Below are 21,452 nucleotides of genomic sequence, written 5' to 3' on the forward strand. Positions count from 1 at the left end.
GAGATGCCTTGACCGAACTTTCCAAAACTTGTGCGTTTTCGAGCGCGTTTGGTTGCGTGGGAACATATCTTTGCCGCTCGTTGCACATTCAAAATTTATCGAAATCCTTTTTTTGGAAATGTTGAAGAAAATTTTGCTTATAGGCCTGAGTATCTTTTTTGTGAGCCAAATCGCCCTTGCACAGCAACCAGTTGAAAAAACCGACTCCACCTCGGTGGAAGGGCCTTCGATGGCCGCTCCCGTGGAGCCTATTGCCGATAGCATCCTTGTGACCGTCGTGCTGAAGCACCAACAAGACAAGAATTTGCCGGAGATACGCCGCATATTGGAGGCCCAGGGGTTTTGGGACATTTTTCCGCCGCAGGATGCCCGCGTGTTGTCGTGGACTATAGCGATGAATCTCGGCCATGTCATTTTGCTAAAAATACCCGCCGGGTCGGAGCGCCGGCTCAATCTTTCCCTCGAAAATGGCGCTTGGGGCGCATTCAACACGGAGGTCTATCTGACTTACGACTACAAGCCTGTGTGGGAAAACTACGTCGAGCGGCGGGAGGAAGCCAAGGCGGACAGGCATTGACCCCACTTCATCAGAAATCCTGAAAATACTGTCGTGCGTTGCGGCCCAAGTTGCGTTGGGTGCCGGTGGCATCGTGGTAGTTGCCATCTTCCACATACTCGGTGGAATTGCGCGAGTAAAGCACCCGTTCCCAGCGTGGGTTGCTGATTTCGCCGCGAGCGGTGGAGTGCAGCAGCAGATAGTCCTCACCCGCCAATGAAGGGTTGTAAAACAGGAATTTCACGTTGTTTTGTTGGGTTTTGGGGAATTTGTAATAGACCCAGATTTCGTAAGGCACCGCGCCGGGTTCGTTCTCGACCGTCACGAGGTCGTCGGGCCGACCGAAGCGCAGGAAGGTGCGCCCCCGGTCCGTCTCAAAACCGTATCGGAACCCGCTCCTGAATTTTTTGTCCACCGCTGCCGCCAATTCCAAAAATTTCTTGTAAGCCTGTTCGGGGTTGTTGGGGTCTTCGCGCATGAAATGGCGGAAGAGGTAGAAACGCATCTTGCTTAGGTCGCCGCCTTGCAAGATGTTTTTGAGCATCTCCGGCTCTTCGCCGATGGCATAAGCGGAGACGGCCCGCAGGCCATAGCGCAAGGCCGCTTCGTCCAGATGCTGCACGAACTGCTGATGGACGAATTCCTCGGTCAATTCTTTTTCGGGCAGTTCGAGCAGTGGGTTGCTGCGTTGGAAGGCCACTTTTCGAGTGGCGAGCAGTTCGTTGGCTGCGTTGCGGACCTCGACGGTGAGGAAATAGTTGCCGCTTTCGAGTTTGCTGATGTCCATTTGCACGAGCACGGCATCAATCGGCGAGGGCTTTTTTCGCTGGTGGCCGATGGAGATGAGGTTGGTGACATCGTTGCCCTTTTCTTGCTCGATAAAGTAGCGGACAAGATAGGCCGGGTCTTGGATGTCTTTGTTCGAATGATAAATTTCGGCGTAAAAAGCGAGCAACTTGGCGCCTTGGTCGTAAAAGAGGAAAGGCAGGGGCTCGAGAAAGAAGCCGTTTTTGGTGAAAGGATTGTCCGTGTCGTCACGCCGAAAACTGCGCAGCAGCTGCACCTCCGAAAGATGGATTTGCGTCCCCACCGCCACTTTTAGGGGGCGTTTGAAAAGCGCCTTGTTCTCCGGGTCGTTGACATCCACGAAAGATATTTCGAGCAAATAATCACCATTGGGCAGCGACATCCGCTTCACATCGAGCAATGCCTGCGGAAAATCCACCAAAGGGCTGTTCAGCACATACTTGTCAAATTTGACGGTCTCGTCGCCTTGTTTCACCAAAATCAAGACCTCCACGCCTGCCTGAAGCATCACACTGTCAACGTGTCGGTACATCACCGAGGCGGCGGCTATTTCGATGTTGATTTCAAGATATGGTTTTTCAGGCGTGGCATACACGGCGTAAGAAACGCCTGCGTCGAGCGCGTGGGCGAGCTGCGAAACAAGCATCAAAGCCAGCGCAAGGAGTGCAGATTTCATTTTCATGGCAAAAGTGCTTAAATGTAAGTAGTGGGCCTGTTTCGTTTGTGTTTTGTTAGGTTTTTTAAAATTGGGCAAGCGACAAAATTGCGCGGAAAAAAAATTGCCGACAATATATCTTTCGATATATTCTGCCAAAGATGAGTTAAATTACTTTTGTGTCGTCAAACCTCCGGCTAAGCCCCTCAAAGTTAGTGCGCCCTGTATGATTTCATAAAAAAAAATGAAGGCCATCCCATTTGGGACTAACCCCAAAAAACATGAAACACTTGATGCCGTGAAGCAGTCCTCCAAAAGACCAAACTTTTGCGTCAACCCTCCGGTCGCTTCCACCCGTATGGCCGGAGGGGGTTTTTTTAATCAATTCATCTGAACAAAAGTATTTGCGATGACAATCGAAAACTCTCAAGGTCACGGCTCTGGGGTTACGGAACAAATCCCCGACTATGACCCCTATCGGCAATCTGCTTTTCGGTTTGCCCACATAGGGAAAAGCACTCCCTCGCTCACGCCCACCCAATTGGAAGCTATTGCTAAGTCCATGCGCGCAGAGCCGCAAAACGTGGGAGCCATTGCCACGAAGGACAATGATAAAATAGCGGCTGGCTTCACCTACTTTGGTCAATTTTTGGCACACGATATTACGATTAGCCGACACAGTGGCGACGAATCGCCCGCCCTGCGCCTCCAATCGCTTTACGGTCATGGGCCGGGCGCCATGCCATACCTATACGCTTACTATGGAACCGATTTTAACGACCCGGCCATGCGTTCGTTGCACCACGAGGAAAGCGCAAATTATCCCATTTTCAGAGGTGTCAAATTGTATGTCGAGTCCGTCGGCGGCGACCAATACGACATCCGCCGCCTCTACACCAGCCAAGTGCCGCTCATGGCCGACACCCGCAACGACCAAAATTTCTTGCTTTTGCAATTGCATTGCGCGTTCATCCGATTCCACAACGCGGTGGCGGATTGGCTCAATTTCAAGAGACCTGCGCTCACAGGCGAGGCGCTTTTTAGCGAGACGCGCAAATTGGTCACTTGGTGCTATCACCGCATCATCGTGGAAGAGTATCTGAAGCCCCTGATGTACGAGGGGGCGCTCGTGGACAGACTGGCCAACCCCGACCATTTTCTGCTCTTCAAGCCTGATGAAGAACCACGCATGATGCCCGAGTTCAGCCGTGCTGCCTTGCGCATCGGTCACAGCCAAGTGCAAGATGTTTACACGCTCAATCGCGCCAAAGAGCGCCGCCGGATTTTTGGGCGGCAGTCTGCTCGCAACAACAACCTCCGCGAAAAAGACTTGCGTGGCTTCACCAAATATCCATTCATCAATTTCGAGTGGCCCCTGTTTTTCGATATGCCCGAGCAGCCACTTGCCCAGCCCAGCTCGGCCATTGACCACACCATCGCTGACCCGCTCAATGCGCTCATCTTTTTGAAAAACAGACCCGCCCTTGCGCAAATCAACCTAGCGCGTTCGGAAGCATTGCCGACGGGTCATGCCTTTGCTTCCGTGCTTTACCCGTTGGTGAATGAAAAAACCGGGGCCTATCACACCCTGCTGACCGACGATGAGGTGCGACTCGCCTTGGGCGTGGAAGTGAAAGCCCATGCGTTGCCGCTTTGGCTCTACATCTTGCTAGAAGCCGAAGTCAAATACGGCGGTCAAAATCTGGGCGTGCTGGGAAGCCATATCGTGGCGGAGCAAATTATGTGGGTGCTAGCGCATGAGCCATATTCATATTTGAAACATGAAACGCCCCTCGTTCAAAAAAACAATAAGGATATCCAGATAGACCACGACGGGCTGAGCGCCAAATTCAAGCATATCACAATGGCAGGGTTGATTCAGTTTCCCAAAGAAATGAGACGGGACATCCAACAGGATTTTAACCAAAGAATCTTTCATGCTGGCGGGAGAGGAACAACTGGACAATGAGGAAAGGGCAGCGATGCCTTCACCCTCACCAACAACATCCCATTTCAATCATTCTTCTATTTCAAACAATTCAATTATGCCGCGCTCCGATTCCACCGACCTCTATTTTTGGGAAAACTCCGCAGAGATTGATTGGCAGTTCGACCAAGCGACGTTCAATGACCTCATCGCCAATTTTGCCGACATCAACTCGCGGCGCGAAATACTTGACCGCAGCACTTATTGGGAAGTGACGGGCGGACGCCGCTTTATCGCCTGCTTTTTCAGCGGCCACGTCATGGAAAATCTGACGGGCGGCGTGGTAGGCACCGCCCCGTCGGGCATTGTCGGCCTCACCATCACTTTGGGCATAGAGACAGTGAATGGCACCGATATGCTCACGCTGTTGGCCCGTGGCTCCGACGGGAAGGGGCGGTATCCGGGCGAGACGACCGACCCCTCCGTGCCGCCGGGCAGGGTTTACAAAATGTATATTCAAAAACCGGGCACGCTGACGGAGGTGAACGCCATGGCTGACTACAACGCTCAGCGCGACAATTTTATAGCCAATGCCAGTTCGGGCCACAAAGGGTACAATCTTCTGAAAAGCAACAACCCGATTCCCGGCGGCTCGCCATTCAAAATTGCCATAGACAACCAAACCCTTTTCAGGTTGATATCAAACACGGACAACAACACCCTCGCAGGCTCCACAGAGTTTTATCTGGGCATACGACTCAACGACACCATGGAACCTGTGGCCGACCATCAAGATTATTTTATTTTAATCGCCAAAAAGCACAACCAGCAACAATACTGGGTTGGCCCGCCGTGTCCACCGAAACGCTATCTAACGAGTGATTAGAGCAGTGGTCAGCACGACATAATGAAGCCTTTTGAGAATCACACTTTATCAGCAACACCGCTCTCGGTTGTCGTCGCGACATCCGGCGGTTATCTGCGTGCCTTTGTCCTCCTACTGTGTGTTGGGCTTGTCAGCCCCGCTATCGGGCAGCCCGAACGATTTTATTTGCATCATCTTACCGCCAAAGAAGGGCTTTCCCAATCCATCAATCCCTTTGTGCACAAAGACCAGCAAGGTTTTGTGTGGATTAGCTCGTCCGATGGGCTGAATCGCTTCGACGGGCAATCGGTCAGGGTCTATCGCCCCGAACAAGGGAGACGGCATTCTATGGTCGGCAACAACATCCAAAGCCCTTTTTTTGAGGATGAACAGGGCAATATCTGGTTCGGGACAGTGCAGGCCATCAACTGTTACCGACGCGCCACCGACGATTTTTTCACCTTTCAAATTTCGCTCGACGGAACCCCATGGAGCAGCAGTTACTACATTTTTCACCGCGATGGGAAAGGGCGGCTGTGGACGCGGCTCAACGATAGTTTGTACCGCATCACGCCGCCGCAACAATTGGGAAGCCCGCCAATGAGCGAGAACATTGGCCGGTTGGACGGCTTTTACAATTTTGCGCTCAGCGACGAGGCCACTGGCGAGGTATTCGGCATCGTCAGCACCAACAGCACCCGCGATGCGGGTTTTGTTTTGTACGAAATAGCGGAGGGCAAACTGCGCAAGAAAAACCATTTTCTCAAAGGTGAGAAAGGCAAAAAAGGATACTCCATTCGCCGATTGTTGCCAGAGAACAAACGCTTGGTCTGGCTGACCAGCAGCGAAGGCTTGCTGCTTTTCGACATCGAAAAGGGAGTGCTCGTGGAATCTTTCAACACGTTTGAGGGAGAAAGGGTAGGGCAGGTGGTGGATGTGGAACGATTGGGGGCTGACTATCTTTTTGTTTCCACCCAATGGGCAGGGCTGCTGTTGTTCGACAGGGGCAAGGCCCAGTTCGTGCGCCGTTATCGCCACGACCCGGACGACCCGGCCAGCCTCTCTTCCGATGAACTCAATGAAATCTACGTTGACCGCGACCAAGTGGTGTGGATATCTATATGGGCCGTGGGGGTGGACTATGGTTTGCTTGACAAAAACAAATTCCATCTGGTGCGCAGCAAGTCGCTCTACTTCTCCAATGAGTCCCGATTTTCCGCCGATGCCATCGCGCAAGACGACAACGGCGTGCTGTGGCTCGGCAGCAACATGGCTCCCTTGCGTTCGGTCGCCGCCAACACCGTCGCTCCACGCAAGGAAACGCCTAACGGGAAAAATCAATTCACATCAGTCATCAGGATGCTCCGCAATGGCGATTTGCTCTTTGCGCCCAGCATCCCCGACCAAAACGCGTACCTGTATGATTTGCGAAGACGCACATTTCAGGCAATTCAAAATGGGCGCGGATTCAACGACTTTTTCCAACTGCGCGATGGTACCATACTGGCCGCTTCGGATGCTGGTGTTTGCCAAATAGTCCGAAAGGCAGGGAGTGTTGCGGCAGAAAAGCCGATGGGGTTCGAGCAGTCTTACATTTCACAAATCCACCAAGACAAAAATGGCTTGATTTATCTCAGCGTTGATGGCCAAACACTGGCAATATCTTCCATCAAGGACGGGCGCTTGAAAACGGAGGCCGAAGTTGACATAGGTGGCTACGTCTATGCCTTCGCCGAGACGGACACCTTCATCTGGATGGGGGGTGATTTTGGGCTTCGGCGCTTGCCCCTGTGGGATGCCCAAAAGCCAAGCAGCCAACCCGATACCATCCTTAGCAGCACGGTGTATGGCATCTTGCCCGACGAACAGCAGCATTTCTGGCTGAGCACCAACTATGGCCTGCTGCGGCTGCACCCCGTCACATGGAAGTCGCGCCGCTACAATCTGGCCGATGGCCTTCAAGGATACGAGTTCAATTCGCGTGCTTACCAAAAGACACCCGACGGGCGGTTGTGGTTTGGGGGGGTGGATGGGCTTAATTATTTTCTTCCTTCCGAACTCCGCGATGTGTCCACACAGCCCAAGGTCTGTATCACGGAGGTGAAAATCAATGATGAAGTTGTCAAGAAGTTGCCGCGCAACGTGACCATGCTGGACAGCCTTTTTTGCGATTACTTTCAGAACACCCTGGCGTTCGATTTTGTCGCCATGGAATACAGCGACCCTGTCAACAATCGATTGCGCTACCGGCTGTCTTACGCCGATGGAAGACATTACGACGGCACATGGATAAGCTGCGAATCGGCACGCGGTTTTGCCCGCTATGCCAACCTTCCCTCCGGTGCGTATTTGTTGGAAATAACAGCGGCCAACTCCGATGGCATCGAGAACCCGACGCCACGCCGACTTTTCATCAAAATCGAGCCGCCGTTTTGGGAAAAATGGTGGTTCTATTTGGTTTGCTTCCTCGCCGCGACAAGTATCGTGGTCTCTTACTTCCGCGCTTACGTCCGCCGCCAATTGCGCGAGAAAAACCTACAATTGCGCGAGCAACGCCTCCAAATAGAGAAGCAAGAGGCCCTCACGCAAGAGCGCAACCGCATCGCAGGCGAAATGCACGACGACCTCGGTGGCGGCCTTACCTCCATCCGAATGCTGAGCAGCAGGGTGCAGAAAAAAACAACCGACCCCAGCCTTCAAGAGCAAGTGAACAAAATCGCGGATTATTCGCAGGATCTGGTGCAAAAAATGGGCGAAATCATCTGGGCGATGAACTCCAATTTCGATACGGTGGAAAATCTCGTGGCATACATTCGTCGCTATGCCGTAGATTTTCTCGACGTGAGCGGCTTGCACTATCACATACGCGAACCAGAGGAAATAACCGATGAAGCTATTTCGGGCGAACGACGGCGCAACCTCTATCTGGCGGTGAAGGAAAGCCTGCACAATGTGGTGAAACACGCTCAGGCAGAGCGGGTCAGCATTTCATTTGAACTCAAAAACGACTGCTTGGTGGTGCAAGTGCAGGACGACGGCAAAGGCATAGAACTCGAAAAAATCAATCAATTCGGCAACGGACTCCACAATATGCGACAGCGTCTGCAAGACGTGGGTGGCGAAATGCGCATCGAAAACATGGACGGCACGTTGCTCACGTTCATCATTCCCATCGAAAAAACGACCCAACCATGAGCAAAGAAAACGCAGCTTCGGTAGCCATCGTGGAAGACAAACCCGATATCCGCGATTATCTCTGCGAGCTCATCAACGAGCATCCGCGATTCACCTGTCGCCACAAATATCACAACGGCGAAGAGGCCATTGATTTTTTGCCCAAGACAGGCGCCCGTATCGCCGTGGTGGACATCGGTTTGCCGGGCAGGGTCAACGGCATCGAATGTGTGCGAGCGGTGAAGCCCAAAATGCCCGACACGCTCTTCATGATGTACACCGTGTTTGAGGATGCCGACAAGATATTCGAGTCCCTGAAAGCAGGGGCGAGCGGCTATTTGCTGAAAGATGCCTCCGACTCGAAGATTCTCTCCTCATTGGAAGATTTATTGGAAGGCGGGGCGCCGATGTCGAGCAGCATCGCTAAAAAGGTCATTGAGTTTTTTCAGAAAAAAATACCGATAAGCAAAGCCACCGAGGTACTCAGCGGAAGGGAGCATGAAATCCTTCAACTGCTTTCCAAAGGCCGCACTTACAGCGAAATCGCCAACGTCTTGGGCATCAAGGAAGGCACGGTGAAGGTACACATCCACAACATTTACACAAAACTCCACGTCACCAACAGCCGGGAAGCCATCGAGAAAGCCTTCGGAAATGGCGACTGACGCATCTCGCCAATCCACAATAAAAACCGGCTCTCGCAAGCAGGCATCAATTCTGAAAAATGAGGTAGAAGAGCATCAACAGCAAAATAAGGAGCAGATAAGGAAGCCAGACCTTGCCCGGCAAACGGAATATCGTGCGTCGCCCCCCGTTGGAGGAAGTTCCGTTCCTCGACCGGTCAATGTAGGTGACGTAGATGAAGCAGAAAAAGTTGATGCCCAGTGTCAGCATGAGGAAAATATAAGCCAGATTCATCGAGTCGGTAGCAGGCGATATCTGCACCAAATTGATAGAATAGGCCACCGTGGCGAGGAAAGAGGTGATGATGAGCTCGCCCACTTCCTCGAAACTAGCTTTGTGGAAAAACAGCATGAAGATAGGCAATGCGCTGAACATGATGAAGGGCAACACCACGAGTATGATGGCGCCCCAAAGCCGGCGGCTCACGCGCAAGTGCACGTTGAGCGTCTTGTACTTTTCGAGATGTTGGGTACTGTCTTCTCCCTCCACCATGATTCTGTAAGGAGAGCCGAGCGCGTGCGAGATGTTGTTGTCGAGCGTCACGAAGTACTGGTCCGTGTTCCAGTCGTTCATCTGAAAATCGGCGATTTTGTCTTTCGTTTGAAGACGGCTGTAGTCGAAACTGATTTTGATGTTGTTGCTCGAGCTCAGCGCCTCGATGGGTATTTTTATCTCATGTCGGTCGAAAGGGAAATCGAAGGAGATAAAATTGCCGAGAAAAGAACCGCTGATACGATAAAGGCGCAGCATATTGCCGTTGGTATCTGCTTCTTCGGCGATGAGGTAGCGCGATTCCGGGTCGTTGATAGTGGAAAAGTCAATGTATCCCTCTTTCTGGATAAAATTGGAATCCACGATGACCCAGTAGAGCAGGTTGCAATTGAAGATGTTTTTTCGAATGTCAATGTCGTTGATGTCAACGATGTCAATGCCCACATGCAGGTTTGGCACAGAGTCGCCGAAGATATTGACTTGTTTGGGAAAAGCCTGCGTCCTGCCGTCTCCGGTGCGGCTAAAAGTGGGTTCCTTGCGAAGGATGAGCGTGCTGTCGAACTCATACAACTCGTTGAAAATAGTCACCTTTCTGTTTTTCAGGTTGCTGAAATACCCGACCAATGCCGCTCGATGCGAATGACCGGCTTGCAGTGCCGCCTCGAATATGTTCATCGCGTCGTAGCACCGGCGGAGGGCGTTTTGCGAGGTTCTTGTTTGGAAAAAGCGATTGGGAAACCGCGCCTCTATTTCCTCCTTCAGATGATACACATCTTCCTGTAGAAGTTCTTCCGTCGTTTCATATCGGATGATGACATGTCCCTTCTCTTTGGTCAGTCTTTGCAACTCACTGTCTTTGAGGCTGGTCATGCCCGATATGCCAAGTATGGTTTTCGCCTTGATTTCCTCTTTTGAGGCAGCCTGTAAGGCACGCATCACCAGATTGCCATAAGCACTGTGCAAGTTGAGCAGAATATACCTTTCGTCAGTAGAGGCCAACGCCTGCCGAATGGCGCTGATGACCCTAGCGGTATCTTTCGCGGGCACCAGATTGCTCACCAAACTATCTTGTTTGAAAGTCAGCAGCGTGTTGCATCTCAGGTCGTATTGTTTGGCGAATCGTTCAAATTGTTTGTGGAGCAAGTAATCGTCCTCGGTGATAAAACCAACTGAGGGCGCCTTCAACACTTTTTGAATAAAATTGGCGAGGAAAAACGGCTGAGGGTCGTTGGGTTCGAGAAAGATGGCGTTTCTCCCAAAAAGCGTGTCATTCTGGTCGGCAGTCAGGGAAATAACCGGGAGCTGGTCGCGGATAATGTCTCTGGCGTGTCGAATATGGCGCCCCCAAGTATTGTCCACCACGAGCGCGATGTTGGTGTCGGCCAGAATTCGATTGTATATCGGGGCGATGGAATCTTCCTCGAAATTGCATTGAAAGGGGAGGAGGCGATACTCGCAGTCGTAGCGTTTGGGCTTTTTTTCCGCGTTGATGCGTCGGAGATATTTTTCCAAGGCGAGGATGTGCAGCGAGTCGGCGAAATTGTTGAGCCGAGCGCGTGTGGTGTCCTGATGGTTAAAACCGACGAAGGCCACATATTTCACCGGGCGGCGGTCAAATACTTTTTTGCCACAGGCAAAATAAACGGCAAAGGCGAGGGCGATAAGGCCAAAAATGATTTTTTGCATGATGGGCTTTCATGGTTTATTCGCCGCCAAAGGTAGCACAAGGAAGCATTAGAAAAAATGAAAAAGCCTCGCCGGCATTTGCGCCGGGAGGCTCCGAAAACAATAAACAGCAGGATAGATTTTATGGATTGGTTGCTTGGCTGAATGTCCGCCTCACCCCAAGAGGCAGCTGAGCGGACATTCAGCCTACAGCCTATCAGACGTTGCTAATTTTTCTCACTACCTTATAGAGGCGAGTGGTCTCGTTGACTTCTTCCTCGAAGGGGTCATTGTCAAAATAATTGGCTGAAATCATTTTGAGGCGCGTGACTCGCCCTCTATTGTTGTAAATTTTCTGAACGTACTTGACCCACACATTGCCGTTGCTCTTCACGGCATATATTTCGTTGTCTCGAATGTCGGCGATGTTCTCCACTGATTTGCAGACCACTATATCGTTGTGCTTGATGACGGGGTCCATGGAGTTGCCCTCAATCTGGAAGGCCACCAAACCAGGGCCGCTCACGCCCGGTATGGAAAAATAAGAATTGTCTTCTTGATTTTCAGCACCTAGCGTGCTGCCCGCGAATGCGCGTATAGTGGTGAAAAGAATATTGCCGCCTACGGAAACACCGCCCCGGTCGCCGACAAAGGCATCGCTTGGCGCTTCAAAACCAAACGGGTGGCCAATGCCATAGAGCAGCCATGCCTCATTGATATCATAGGCGCGGCAGAACGACTTGGCTTGGCCATAGTCAATCACCCGCTTGCTATCGGGGTTAAGAAAAGCGCGAATGATGTGTCCGTAAGCTTTGTTGCCCAATACCTTGTCGGCCACATCGCCGACACCTCGGCCACTGCGGTCATTCTTGACAATGGCACCCCTGTCTTCGAGCAATTTGAAAGCATGAATGAAACGCTTGTTGAGTTCGATACGGTCTTCCTTAATCATAACGCGCTGTTTTTTTGATGAGCAATAAAAGGGTGAATGACTGGTTTCTTTGAAATTTGACGATGCAAACTTAAAACAAAGAGTTTTTAAAAACAAAAAATGTCAAAGATTTTTTTCGCCCAAAAGCAATTTTTTTTCTCGAAAGTCTTTTTAATAATTGATAATCAGAATTTTGCGACTGATCTCCTTTGAAAAAAAATCTCAAACAAACCTATCCTCCAACTTGCATCTCTGTTTTTGGCCGGGATGTTGTTTGATAAACTTTTGTACTTTTGTTGGTGAAACCAGCAACCTTCAAACCTTTCTATGGGTATAGTTGTATCTCTTCTCAATCACAAAGGCGGTGTCGGCAAAACGACGAGCGCCATCAATATAGGCGCGGGTTTGGTGGAATTGGGCAAGCGAGTGCTCCTGATTGACCTCGACCCGCAAGCCAACCTGACTATTTCGCTGGGCATACCACGGCAGAAATTCACGATTTATGAAGCGTTGCGCGGCGAAGGCGAACTGGCTCCCTACACTTACAAGCCCAATCTTGACGTCGTCACCTCATCACTCGACCTTTCTGGCGCTGAGATGGAACTCATCAACGAAGCCGGGCGCGAGTTCATCCTGCGCGAATTGCTCCATCAGGTGGCGGACGATTATGACTACATTTTGATTGACTGCCCGCCCTCGCTGGGGCTGCTCACGCTCAACGCGCTCACGAGCAGCCGCTATGTGTTGATTCCGTTGCAGACGGAATTTCTTGCCGTGCAGGGGCTTGCCAAAATAAAGCAGGTGATTGACAAGGTGAAATTCCGCCTCAACAAGCAGGTGGAAATGGCCGGCGTGATTGCCACCATGTACGATAGCAGGCGCGTGCTCAATCGCGATGTGGTGGATACCATTCACAAGTATTTCGGCGACAAGGTGTTTGGCACTTACATCCGCGACAATGTGGCGTTGGCAGAGGCGCCGGCCCAGCGCAAGGACATTTTTGAGTACAGCCCCAAAAGCCCTGGCGCCGCGGATTATCTGGCACTGAGCCGGGAGTTTTTGGAGCGGGTGGAAAATGGCGTGTTCAGCGAGCAACCCTCCACCGTCAACTGAGCGCAATGTGCCAATTGCCAACGAGATATTGCCTGTATTGAATAAAGGACAAATCCAATGAGTAAAAAAAGATTTTCCGAGGGTCTCGATGATCTGCTGACCGATGTCCATGCCGGGCAGGGCGACCATTTTGCGGCAGCGACCATCGTGGCTCGCCCACAGGAGCGCAGGGCGGCACACAAGAATTTTATGTCCGACCTCGATTCGCTGCTGCAAGAGGCATTGGAGGAAAGCCTCGAACGCTACGAGGCCAACCAACCTGACACGACCACGCCCAGCGGCAAGACGAAGGCCTCTGCCTCAAGTGCCAGCGTTCGCTCGTCCATGACCGGATTGGATGCGCTCATTCGCCAAACCATTGACGTGCAGGAAATTGCAACGGATGAGGCAACCGGGAAAAAACGACTGACCGTGACGCTCGACCGAGCCAAATTGGAAAAGCTAAAAGCCATCGCTCGATTGGAAAACTCCTATATGCGGGATTTGCTCGTCCATCTCATTGACGAGTACATCGAGGAATACACGCAGCAAAAAGGAATAGACTTTTGAACCGTGAATGATGGGTTGTGGAAGGGGATTGGCCCCCGCGCATCCCCATTCCAACTGCGTCGTTCATCATCGTTTATGCACAACTCCTACCACGATTTTCGCCAATTTTACAATCAAAATATCTTCCCTGAACTGCTTCATCTGGAGCATCGTCGGCGGCGATTGCTGCGGCTGTTGGCCTTGTCGGGCGTGTTTTTGTTCGGAGTGGTGGCGCTGCAAATTTTTGTCAATGTTTTTGTCTTCACCTTGCTGCTGTTCATCCCGGTGGCGCTGTGGATTTCCTACCTGATTTTCCGGGTTCAAGTTTTTTATCGGGAGTTCAAGCCGCGCATCGTGGAGTTGATTCTCGATTTTATTGACAACGACGTGAATTTTTCATTCACGGGCTACGACCCAAAAGGTGTCATCGAACCCAAGACTTTTCTCGAAAGCCGCATCTTCACATCTGCCGAAGTGTATGCGGGCGAAGACCTGATTCAGGGGCAAGTGCGCGAGACGCCCTTTGAACTGTGTGAGCTGCGCGTGAAGGAATTTTCGCCCACTCGGAGCAAACTCGACCTCGTGTTTCACGGTGTTTTTCTCGTAGGCGATTACAAACGCTGGGATATGCACGGGGGTGTGTTGGTGCTGCCCGATGCCTATCGCAAATACATGAGCCGCAGCGAGCGTGCCTTTCATTTGGTGGGAGGGCGCCGCGTGAAAGAAAATTTGTTGCCCGAATTCGAGGTGTTCTTTGACACTTACGCAACGCCCGACATTCGGGTGCAAGACGTGATTTCGGAGGAGATGCAGCAGTTGATTCTGAAATTCAGGGCGATGTTTCAGCAAAAAAATCGGCAAAAGGAGATTTATTTCTCCATCATCGCTGACAGGATTTATATCGCGCTCTCACAGGATAAGGACCTGTTGGAGCCTTCCCTATTTGCCAATAACGCCAATTTTGAAACGATTGGCGAGTTTTTCAGCGACATCCGCCTGTTGCTTGAGCTCATGCTGGATGTGGATGTGATGAATTGAGCAAGCCTTCATCTGCCAGTTTTACTGATTCACTCGAATTTCTACCCGTCGGTTTTTGCTCCTGTTGCCCTCCGTATCATTGTCGGCGGCGGGGTTTTCTTCCCCAAAAGCGGTCGTGGAGATATTGGAAGCGGGTATGCCTTTTGAAAGAAGGTATCTGCGCACGGCTTGGTTGCGGCGTTGAGAGAGCCTTTTGTTGTACGCCGAGCTGCCTTCGCTGCTGGCATGGCCCCCGAGCGCGATGGTGACGCCGTTGGGGGTTTGTCCCCATTGGGCGGCGATTTCGTCGAGCATGGATTTGGCCTCGGGTTGCAATGTGGCGGAGTCAAACTTGAAATAGACGAGCGATGTCTCTGACGACACGCCTTTCGGTGCCACTGCCAATACTTTGCTTACTTCCGTGTTGCCTTCCCACTTCTCCGTTTCGGCTTTTGAAATGACAACCTGTGCTTTATTGCTCAATTCCAGCACCACAATGTCGTCAATGTATGCAAAGTGGTGATTGTAGCCGTTGTCTTCTATCTCGGTCAGGCTGTCGGGCAAAAAATTGCCAATGATGAAACTTTTGAATGGCTTCACGGCTACGAAGGTATCGCGCACCACTGTCCAAGTGTCCTTGTCGTTATTGTATTTGGTGACCTCTTTTTGAAATGAAACAGGTTGGAATTTGAGTAATCCGGTGGAGTTGTCCTTGATTTTTTCAGGCAAAAAAACAATGCCTATGTTGTTGGCTCCCTCGCAGTGGTAGTGTACCCAAAACTCAAAAACATACTGCTTGCCCACCGTCAGTGGGCGCGTCAAGGTGCCTTGGATGTATTCGCGGAGCGGCTCGCCGAACATACTTTCCCCATAGACGTTCATACCCGCCACGTTTTTGCCGGTGCGTGCCTTGAAGGGCCACGAGGCACCGTTAGGGTCGTATATGTAGCCGTTGGAGGTGGTGTAGAGCAAAGACTTGCCAGCGTGTGGGGCGCTCCAGTGGGCTGCCGTCTCGATGGGGCTGTTCAGCGTGACGGACTTGTCGGGGGTGATTTCCTCAAAGCCGGGGTTGAGCACGAGGTTCTGCCCTAGAAGGAACGAGGGAAAAAACGCTAGCAGGGTGCTGCTCAAGAGTGTGATGTGTCGAATTGATTTCATTGGAATTCGTTTTGTTGAAAAAATGATTTTCAATGTAAAGTACCCGACAAAGTTGGAACATTCCAGCTGAAAAATAAAGAACTACCCTAAAAAAAGGAACACGTCCATCCGTCGGGTGGGCGTGTTCCGATTGTTTGTGTGTTTAAGTTCGAGCAAGTCGGTTTTATTCGTTGGAGCCGAGTACTGGCCCAGTCGCTCTTGATGGGATGGGGCGGGGCTGCATGGTGGTGGAGGTCGGTTGGTCAATGTCCATCATGGTGGGCACTGAGCCATTGGTGATGATGACCTTGGCGTTGGGCGACTTGCTCAATTCGAGCCAAGCGTCGAGGGCTTTGAACTGCAACACTTCTTGGCTTAGGCCTTCGGCAATGATTTTGTTGGCATCGCTCAAGCCTTGCGCTTGTATGCGCTTGCGTTCGGCCTCCTGTTTTTCCTGCAAAAGCACAAATTCCATCCGTTGTGCTTGTTGTTCGGCTTCAAGTTTTTCCTCTATTGCCTTGGTCAGGTTGCGTGGCAACACGATGCTTTTCAACAACACCGCTTCCACTATGATGCCTTTTTTCTCCAAAGTCTGCATCATCAACTCGCGGATGCTTACCTCGATTTCTGCCCGGCTGCCTGAGTGCATGTCCTTTGCGTAGTAGCGGGCGGTGACATCGGCCACCGCAGAGCGGAACACGGGCAGGATGATGGTTTGCTCATAGTCCAGCCCAACGCTGCGGAGCAGACTGGGGGCTTGCCTTTGCACCACATTGTAGAGTATGGAGACCTCGCTCTGAATGGTGAGGCCCTCGCGCGAAGGGATATTGACGGAGACTTCGATGTTCTCGGTTTGTCCGCTTATTTTCACGATTCTACTGGTGAATGGATTGAACGTGCGCAGGCCGCTGGTATAGACGTTGTCGTCGTATTTGCCCAATTTGCGTTTTACCCCGAACTCTCCTTGACGAACGACGGTGCAGCTTTGGGCGACATGGCTCAGCAACACAACCGCCGCACCAAACAATTTGAAAAACACGGTATTTCTCATAACGAAGAAGTTTAAGTGTGAAAATTTGAGCTTTATGCGTGCAGGACACTTTGAGTCCTAACAAGGATGAAAAATGAGTGTTTGGCAAAAAGTCTTTTTTTAAGAAAAAATTGACAGTTTTGGATTTCCCGAATATTCTTCAGCAAAGCCGTAACATCTTGCGTGGGGCGTTCGTCTCCGCTCCATTTCCATCACTTTTCAACCATTCGCTATGAAACAAATTATGCTTTGCCTCGTCGTGGCCATGCTTGCCAGTGGCATGGCTCAATCTCAACCCGAAGCCATCGCCCAGTTTATCGAGCAACATAAAAAAGCCCCGGCCTTCACCTTTGCTTATCTGAGCAAGGACCTCTTCGAGGTGGCGACGCAGACCCGCGTGGCCGACAAGGACTGGAACAAACTGCACAACGTGGTGAGGAACATCGGGAGCCTGAGCATTTTGGCCGCAGATAGCATCACTGACGGCATTAAACTTTACAAGGAAGCACTTCAAAAAGTGCCTACCGATGAGTTTGATGAATTGTTGACTGTTCGGGATGGCAAGGAAAACGTCCGTATTTGGGCCAAAAGCGAGGAAAGTGTCGTGACGGACATGGTGTTGCTGGTGGGTTCGCCCGATGAATTTGTGTTGGTTTGCTTTGCGGGCGAGCTCGAATTGGGCAATCTCTCCGAGTTGGCTGAATTGTTTGAGGCGGGAGCGGCCGAGCAGTTGGCCCGCACCACTGAGGCGGTGGCTATTGATTTCGGTGTCAGCCCCAACCCAAGCAGCGGAGCGTTCACGATTGCCTACAATGACGAGCAAGACGTTCCGTCGCTGCTTTGCGTGATTGACCAGCATGGCCGTCAGGTTGCTCAGTTGCGTCTTTCGGGCATACCGATTCAGCAAGTGATTTTGCCCGAGCTGCCGAGTGGCCTATATTGGGTGCAGCTAAAAACTCAAGGCGGCAAGGTCGGTGTGAAACAGGTGCGCATCGTGAAAAACTGATGCCCACAAGGCTAAAAAGCACGAGCGCGGAGGATGCCTTCAAAAGGTGTCCTCCGCGCTCGTGCTTTTTGGTTCTAGCGGATGCTCTTCCGCCTCTACCCGTTCATGTTCACAATCTTCACTTCCACGCGTTGGTTCTTTTTTCTGCCTTCTGGCGACGTGTTTGGCTCCACCGGCATTTTCCACCCATACCCTTTGTATTGGACGCGGCTGGCATCAATGCCTTTTTCTACGAGCCATTCGGCCACTGATTTGGCTCGATTGGTCGAGAGGTTGAAGGCTGCCGTGGAGTCGGGGTACATGAGATTGTTGGTGTGTCCGCGCACCTCTACCACGATGTCCGGGTTTTCCCGCAAGAACTTGTAGAATTTTTCAAGTTCAGGTTCGCTTTCGGGCTTTATTTCAAATTTTCCGGCATCGAAATAAACATGGTCGAGGCGATAAATTTTGCCTTTTCTGCGCTCAATGTCTGTTGCGACGGGCTTGACTGGCTCGGGCTGGCGCTTGGTTGAGCTATCCTCCCGCACGGTTGCGCCGCCCTTGCTCGTTGTGTTGTTTTCCTTCGGTTTATTGGTCGTGATAGGAGGCGCAGGGGGCTTTTCGTCGGGCATTTTGTCGGGGCCGCACACGACTGGCTTGATGGCGCTGGCGTTGTCGAGCAGGATGTTGCCATTGTACGGGAACAAAACGGGGGTCTTGTAATAAGCCTCAAAAAAGATGAACGAATAGTTGCTGTTCTTTGGGCTTAGGCGGAAGGTGTGCCCAAGCCAGCGGGTGTTGGTGACGACGGAGGTCTCGTAAAGCAATTCTGCTTTGCTGCAAAAGCCAGTGCCGCCCCATATGCGCAATTTGGCAGGCGTGGCATAGTTGGCGCTTTGGCCGGTGAGTTTGCTGGTGCTCAGGTAAAGCTCCGACCGGCAGATGTCCATCGTGAACTCGTAGCACTGTCCTTTTTCCAAGGGGCGGCTGAGGCGTTGCGCCACGCCTTCCCATGTTTCGTTGTCACGCACCACAAGGCCGAGATAGGAGTTGCCGTGGCTGGGCGGCTTGGTCACGTCGAATTGGCCGGGTTGCACATCCGGTGGGGTTTCTCCGGGGCTGCCACAGTCGTACCAACCAGAGGGGGTTACGCCGGAGCGCGGCAAATCCTCGAACGACGGGTTGGCGAAGTTGATGGGCGCGTCTTTGGTTTGCGCGGCCATAAAGAACGGTAGCGCCAAAGCGCTGGCAAGCCACCCAAGTTTTCTTTCAAAAGACATAGCGGTCTTAATGTTTTGATTAGCAATTGATGGCAGCAGGCGACAAAGAATGTGCCGTTCGCGGGCTTGTCTGACGGTGTTTCCCGGTGCTGCCATTTGTTCCTCGCTGCAAAATTTAGACACTAACGCCAGAATGTCGCTTTTGATGTTTCTTTTTCGATGAAAAGATAGGTTTTAACACTTGAGTGGCAGAGGTGTGTGTCGAATCGGAATGCGTAAATGAGCTATCAAACACTGTTTGACATAAGTTTTTACGGTTTTCAAAATAAACGCGGCGCAAAGAGTGTATCTCTTGCGCCGCGTTTATCTTTTGCGAGCGGGCCTCACGCAGCCTTCAAACGCCCGATTCGTGCTCCTTCCAGTTTTTCCTCGGCATATTCGCGGTCAATGTCCAACTGTTTTTTATCGCCTTTGGTCGAGGTGGGCAGTTCGAACATGGCATCGGTAAGGATGGCCTCGCAGAGTGAGCGCAAGCCACGCGCGCCGAGTTTGTATTCGAGGGCTTTTTCAGCAATAAAATCAATCGCTTCGGGCAGTATGTTGAGCTGCACTCCTTCGAGGGCAAACAATTTTTCATATTGGCGGATGAGCGCGTTGCGCGGTTCGGTGAGGATGCGGCGCAGCGCCATCAGGTCGAGCGGTTCGAGGTGGACGACGATGGGCATACGGCCCACGAGTTCGGGTATGAGGCCGTAGCTTTTCACGTCTTGATGGCTGACGTATTGAAGCAGGTTTTCTTTGTCAATGCGCTCGGTTTCCTTTTTGTTGAAGCCGATAATCTGTGTGTTGACGCGCCGGGCGATGATTTTTTCAATGCCATCGAAAGCGCCTCCCGCGATGAAGAGGATGTTCTGAGTGTTGATTTTTACCAATTTTTGCTCCGGGTGCTTGCGGCCTCCCTGCGGCGGCACGAGTACTTCCGCACCTTCCAACATTTTCAACATTCCCTGCTGCACGCCCTCGCCCGACACGTCGCGGGTGATGGAGGGGTTGTCCTGTTTGCGGGCGATTTTGTCAATTTCGTCAATGTAAACGATGCCGCGTTCGGCAGCCTCCACGTCGAAATCGCACACTTGCAACAGGCGCGAGAGGATGCTCTCCACGTCTTCGCCCACATAGCCTGCTTCGGTGAAAATGGTGGCATCCACAATGGCAAAGGGCACGTTGAGCAGTTTGGCAATCGTCTTGGCCAAGAGCGTTTTTCCCGTGCCCGTCTGGCCGACGAACAGCACGTTGGACTTTTCTATTTCCACGTCATCCGGCGTGGTGTTGCCGTACTGCTGGAGGCGTTTGTAATGGTTGTAAACGGCCACCGCCAGCACTTTTTTAGCATCATCTTGACCAATGACGTACTGGTCGAGAAAGGTCTTGATGTCGCGGGGAGGGATAAGATGGATAGGGCCGCTGTATCGGCTGCTTTTGCCTTCGGAAGGCTCCGCCTCTTGTTGCACGCCGGCTTTTCGGAGTTCTTGGTCAATGATTTCCTGCGCTTTTTCCACGCAGGTTTCGCATATCTGCCCGTCCATGCCGGAGACGAGTATCATCACTTCCTCTTCGCTGCGTCCGCAGAAAGAGCAGCGGTGTTGTGTTGGTCTGCCACGATTTATCATAGTGTATTGAGCGTACTTTCGAGTTTGTGTGAGTTGGGTTTTGAGGCGGTTCGATTGGGGCTGCAAACTTACGCGAAAATCGCCAGTGTTGCAGGGAATGGGATGTTTGTCGCTTGATGTTTTGGATACTGTTCAGAAAGATGAGGCATCCCGCTGGGAGTAACAAACGAACACAGAAACAGCAAGAGCCATCGCCGAGGATTCGAGATGACTCTTGCTGTTTCTGTATCTGATTTACTCGTGCCCCTTGTGGCTCAGTCTTGCTTTCTGCGCGGGTTGTTGCGGTCGAGCACCTCATCCACTAAACCATAGGTTTTGGCTTCCTCGGCGTTCATCCAATTGTCGCGGTCGCAGTCCTCTTCGATTTTCTCATAAGGCTGACCCGTATGGTGAGCGAGGATATCGTAGAGTGATTTCTGCATTTTCTTAATCAGCTTGTAGGTAATCTCGATGTCTGAAACTTGGCCTTGCGCCCCACCCATCGGCTGGTGAATCATGACATGGCTGTGAAACAGGCAGCTGCGCTTGCCTTTGGTGCCGGAAGCGAGCAACACGGCGCTCATGGATGCCGCCAACCCGGTGCATATAGTGGCTACATCGGGCGCGACATATTGCATGGTGTCGTAGATGCCAAGCCCGTCAATGACCGAACCGCCGGGGCTGTTGATAAACATTTGGATATCGCGCTTGGGGTCGCTTGATTCGAGGAACAGGAGCTGGGCCTGTATCACGTTGGAGACATACTCCGTGACGGGCACACCCATGAAGATGATGCGGTCCATCATCAAACGGCTAAAGACGTCCATGGCGACCACGTTCATCTGGCGTTCCTCGATGACTGCTGGCGTGAATGCGCGGATGTTGGGCGCTGCAACGGCTCCGGTGGCCGTCATGTACTTGTCCAAGTGCATGCTGCTCATGCCGAGATGCTTGGTGGCGTACTTCTGAAATTCGTTTTTGTCAAACATGATTTAATAATTTTTGAGGCAAATGAAA

Annotated in this window: 17 protein-coding genes; 9 read left to right on the forward strand and 8 right to left on the reverse strand. The window is 51.7% G+C overall.

What is annotated here, in order from left to right:
* The first annotated feature begins 118 nt into the window (after window positions 1–118).
* A complete protein-coding gene (locus tag KIS77_01790; protein ID MCW5921046.1) occupies window positions 119–577 on the forward strand; it encodes a hypothetical protein in 459 nt (152 codons plus the stop codon).
* 10 nt (window positions 578–587) lie between these two features.
* Here KIS77_01790 and KIS77_01795 read toward each other — a convergent pair whose 3' ends face one another.
* On the reverse strand, window positions 588–2,045 hold the full coding sequence (locus KIS77_01795) for a GWxTD domain-containing protein (GenBank protein MCW5921047.1): 1,458 nt from the start codon (window positions 2,043–2,045) through the stop codon (window positions 588–590).
* Between the two features lie 382 nt (window positions 2,046–2,427).
* Here KIS77_01795 and KIS77_01800 point away from each other — a divergent pair, with 382 nt between their 5' ends.
* The 4 genes from KIS77_01800 to KIS77_01815 all read left to right on the forward strand — a co-directional run bounded on the left by KIS77_01800 (window position 2,428) and on the right by KIS77_01815 (window position 8,649).
* Complete coding sequence (locus KIS77_01800; protein MCW5921048.1) at window positions 2,428–3,987, forward strand: hypothetical protein; 1,560 nt, start codon at window positions 2,428–2,430, stop codon at window positions 3,985–3,987.
* A gap of 76 nt (window positions 3,988–4,063) precedes the next feature.
* A complete protein-coding gene (locus KIS77_01805; protein ID MCW5921049.1) occupies window positions 4,064–4,831 on the forward strand; it encodes a hypothetical protein in 768 nt (255 codons plus the stop codon).
* Window positions 4,832–4,852: 21 nt separating this feature from the next.
* Complete coding sequence (locus tag KIS77_01810) at window positions 4,853–8,005, forward strand: hypothetical protein (protein MCW5921050.1); 3,153 nt, start codon at window positions 4,853–4,855, stop codon at window positions 8,003–8,005.
* Entirely contained in the window at window positions 8,002–8,649 is a 648-nt protein-coding gene (locus KIS77_01815; protein ID MCW5921051.1) for a response regulator transcription factor, read from the forward strand. The genes KIS77_01810 and KIS77_01815 overlap by 4 nt, the downstream gene beginning before the upstream one ends.
* Before the next feature lie 46 nt (window positions 8,650–8,695).
* On the opposite strand, the gene KIS77_01820 is transcribed toward KIS77_01815, so the two are convergent.
* Together KIS77_01820 and KIS77_01825 are read right to left on the reverse strand one after the other, a co-directional pair.
* Window positions 8,696–10,846: a hypothetical protein gene (locus tag KIS77_01820; GenBank protein ID MCW5921052.1), complete on the reverse strand. Its 2,151-nt coding sequence runs from the start codon at window positions 10,844–10,846 to the stop codon at window positions 8,696–8,698.
* A 196-nt stretch (window positions 10,847–11,042) separates the two neighbouring features.
* Window positions 11,043–11,777 (reverse strand): S24 family peptidase, encoded by a 735-nt coding sequence (locus KIS77_01825; protein MCW5921053.1) that lies wholly within the window; start codon window positions 11,775–11,777, stop codon window positions 11,043–11,045.
* A 306-nt stretch (window positions 11,778–12,083) separates the two neighbouring features.
* Here KIS77_01825 and KIS77_01830 point away from each other — a divergent pair, with 306 nt between their 5' ends.
* The 3 genes from KIS77_01830 to KIS77_01840 all read left to right on the forward strand — a co-directional run bounded on the left by KIS77_01830 (window position 12,084) and on the right by KIS77_01840 (window position 14,435).
* Window positions 12,084–12,869 carry a ParA family protein gene (locus KIS77_01830; protein ID MCW5921054.1) on the forward strand — a complete coding sequence of 262 codons (786 nt, stop codon included), beginning with the start codon at window positions 12,084–12,086 and terminating at the stop codon, window positions 12,867–12,869.
* Between the two features lie 57 nt (window positions 12,870–12,926).
* Window positions 12,927–13,418 carry a hypothetical protein gene (locus tag KIS77_01835; GenBank protein ID MCW5921055.1) on the forward strand — a complete coding sequence of 164 codons (492 nt, stop codon included), beginning with the start codon at window positions 12,927–12,929 and terminating at the stop codon, window positions 13,416–13,418.
* A gap of 75 nt (window positions 13,419–13,493) precedes the next feature.
* Window positions 13,494–14,435, forward strand: coding sequence for a DUF3137 domain-containing protein (locus KIS77_01840; GenBank protein ID MCW5921056.1), 942 nt, complete (start codon window positions 13,494–13,496; stop codon window positions 14,433–14,435).
* Window positions 14,436–14,456: 21 nt separating this feature from the next.
* On the opposite strand, the gene KIS77_01845 is transcribed toward KIS77_01840, so the two are convergent.
* Both KIS77_01845 and KIS77_01850 read right to left on the reverse strand, forming a co-directional pair.
* Window positions 14,457–15,572 carry an OmpA family protein gene (locus tag KIS77_01845; protein MCW5921057.1) on the reverse strand — a complete coding sequence of 372 codons (1,116 nt, stop codon included), beginning with the start codon at window positions 15,570–15,572 and terminating at the stop codon, window positions 14,457–14,459.
* A 163-nt stretch (window positions 15,573–15,735) separates the two neighbouring features.
* A complete protein-coding gene (locus tag KIS77_01850; protein MCW5921058.1) occupies window positions 15,736–16,602 on the reverse strand; it encodes a prohibitin family protein in 867 nt (288 codons plus the stop codon).
* A 211-nt stretch (window positions 16,603–16,813) separates the two neighbouring features.
* Between KIS77_01850 and KIS77_01855 the strand changes: the two genes are divergently transcribed.
* Window positions 16,814–17,587, forward strand: coding sequence for a DUF4252 domain-containing protein (locus tag KIS77_01855; protein ID MCW5921059.1), 774 nt, complete (start codon window positions 16,814–16,816; stop codon window positions 17,585–17,587).
* Between the two features lie 95 nt (window positions 17,588–17,682).
* Here the strand turns inward: KIS77_01855 and KIS77_01860 are convergent, their stop codons facing one another.
* From KIS77_01860 to KIS77_01870, 3 genes are all read right to left on the reverse strand, one after another.
* Window positions 17,683–18,846: an OmpA family protein gene (locus KIS77_01860; GenBank protein ID MCW5921060.1), complete on the reverse strand. Its 1,164-nt coding sequence runs from the start codon at window positions 18,844–18,846 to the stop codon at window positions 17,683–17,685.
* Between the two features lie 323 nt (window positions 18,847–19,169).
* Window positions 19,170–20,456 carry an ATP-dependent Clp protease ATP-binding subunit ClpX gene (clpX, locus tag KIS77_01865; GenBank protein ID MCW5921061.1) on the reverse strand — a complete coding sequence of 429 codons (1,287 nt, stop codon included), beginning with the start codon at window positions 20,454–20,456 and terminating at the stop codon, window positions 19,170–19,172.
* A 254-nt stretch (window positions 20,457–20,710) separates the two neighbouring features.
* Entirely contained in the window at window positions 20,711–21,424 is a 714-nt protein-coding gene (locus KIS77_01870; GenBank protein MCW5921062.1) for an ATP-dependent Clp protease proteolytic subunit, read from the reverse strand.
* Between the last annotated feature and the right edge of the window lie 28 nt (window positions 21,425–21,452).

This window comes from Saprospiraceae bacterium (assembly GCA_026129545.1).
Taxonomy (GTDB): Bacteria; Bacteroidota; Bacteroidia; order Chitinophagales; family Saprospiraceae; genus M3007.

Bases quoted from the DNA above. Each gene is read 5' to 3' on its own strand.
- KIS77_01790 (MCW5921046.1), top strand. From the start codon at position 119: ATGTTGAAGAAAATTTTGCTTATAGGCCTGAGTATCTTTTTTGTGAGC.
- KIS77_01795 (MCW5921047.1), bottom strand. From the start codon at position 2,045: ATGAAAATGAAATCTGCACTCCTTGCGCTGGCTTTGATGCTTGTTTCG.
- KIS77_01800 (MCW5921048.1), top strand. From the start codon at position 2,428: ATGACAATCGAAAACTCTCAAGGTCACGGCTCTGGGGTTACGGAACAA.
- KIS77_01805 (MCW5921049.1), top strand. From the start codon at position 4,064: ATGCCGCGCTCCGATTCCACCGACCTCTATTTTTGGGAAAACTCCGCA.
- KIS77_01810 (MCW5921050.1), top strand. From the start codon at position 4,853: ATGAAGCCTTTTGAGAATCACACTTTATCAGCAACACCGCTCTCGGTT.
- KIS77_01815 (MCW5921051.1), top strand. From the start codon at position 8,002: ATGAGCAAAGAAAACGCAGCTTCGGTAGCCATCGTGGAAGACAAACCC.
- KIS77_01820 (MCW5921052.1), bottom strand. From the start codon at position 10,846: ATGCAAAAAATCATTTTTGGCCTTATCGCCCTCGCCTTTGCCGTTTAT.
- KIS77_01825 (MCW5921053.1), bottom strand. From the start codon at position 11,777: ATGATTAAGGAAGACCGTATCGAACTCAACAAGCGTTTCATTCATGCT.
- KIS77_01830 (MCW5921054.1), top strand. From the start codon at position 12,084: ATGGGTATAGTTGTATCTCTTCTCAATCACAAAGGCGGTGTCGGCAAA.
- KIS77_01835 (MCW5921055.1), top strand. From the start codon at position 12,927: ATGAGTAAAAAAAGATTTTCCGAGGGTCTCGATGATCTGCTGACCGAT.
- KIS77_01840 (MCW5921056.1), top strand. From the start codon at position 13,494: ATGCACAACTCCTACCACGATTTTCGCCAATTTTACAATCAAAATATC.
- KIS77_01845 (MCW5921057.1), bottom strand. From the start codon at position 15,572: ATGAAATCAATTCGACACATCACACTCTTGAGCAGCACCCTGCTAGCG.
- KIS77_01850 (MCW5921058.1), bottom strand. From the start codon at position 16,602: ATGAGAAATACCGTGTTTTTCAAATTGTTTGGTGCGGCGGTTGTGTTG.
- KIS77_01855 (MCW5921059.1), top strand. From the start codon at position 16,814: ATGAAACAAATTATGCTTTGCCTCGTCGTGGCCATGCTTGCCAGTGGC.
- KIS77_01860 (MCW5921060.1), bottom strand. From the start codon at position 18,846: ATGTCTTTTGAAAGAAAACTTGGGTGGCTTGCCAGCGCTTTGGCGCTA.
- clpX (MCW5921061.1), bottom strand. From the start codon at position 20,456: ATGATAAATCGTGGCAGACCAACACAACACCGCTGCTCTTTCTGCGGA.
- KIS77_01870 (MCW5921062.1), bottom strand. From the start codon at position 21,424: ATGTTTGACAAAAACGAATTTCAGAAGTACGCCACCAAGCATCTCGGC.